The sequence below is a fragment of the Kribbella monticola genome (genome assembly GCF_003261635.1).
GTDB lineage: Bacteria > Actinomycetota > Actinomycetes > Propionibacteriales > Kribbellaceae > Kribbella > Kribbella monticola.
Genome location: NZ_QFXK01000067.1, coordinates 1 through 731, shown reverse-complemented (window position 1 = coordinate 731; position 731 = coordinate 1). Strand labels below are relative to the sequence as shown.

1 protein-coding gene is annotated in these 731 nt (G+C 68.8%); it reads left to right on the top strand.

What is annotated here, in order from left to right:
• Window positions 1-156: 156 nt before the first annotated feature.
• Window positions 157-731 (top strand): replication initiator (locus DIZ26_RS38050; protein WP_332872756.1); only part of this gene is annotated, 575 nt, incomplete at its 3' end.

Genomic DNA, 731 nt, shown 5'->3' with positions numbered 1-731 from the left:
GACACGTAACCGTCAACCGGGGCGGTCCCGGCGCACATGGGCCGAACGCCGAGACCTCGACCCACCCAACTCCCGGCCGGGACTCAAAGGGCGGTCGTAGCGCCCCCGGTAGCCCCCGGAAACAGAACCCAAACGTCTCGAAAGGAGGACCCGAGCATGACCACGAGTGACAACGCCAACGACAGCACCGCACAGGCCGTGACGGGCCTCCAACAGCCACTCATCCCTCTCGACAGCCGCCGACCTACCCTCGACCCCGGAAGGCGTCATAACGCCGCCTCCGGGCTCGAAGAAGCAATCCACCGCGCCGCGACCACCGCGGACTATGGTGCCTGGCTCGACCACACCGCCTCCGCAGGCGGCTGCATCCGCCCGATCCAGCTACGCGGCGAATCACACGTCATCTCCGAGCGCACCGCCCGGATCATCTCCACCCGCCACACCGACGACATGCCCGACGGCGTCATCTACAAAGCCTGCGGCAACCGCCGCGCCGCCGTCTGCCCCTCCTGCGCCGAGACCTACCGGGGCGATACCTACCAACTCGTCCTGGCCGGCCTCACCGGAGGCAAAGGCATCCCGTCCTCGGTCAGCCAGCACCCGTGCGCGTTCGTCACCTTCACCGCCCCCTCCTTCGGACCCGTCCACTCCGCCCGCAAAACCAGGAGCCGCGACGGGCAACTCCGCAACCAGGTCTGCCGACCACGCCGCAAACCCGACCCCTGCCCGCA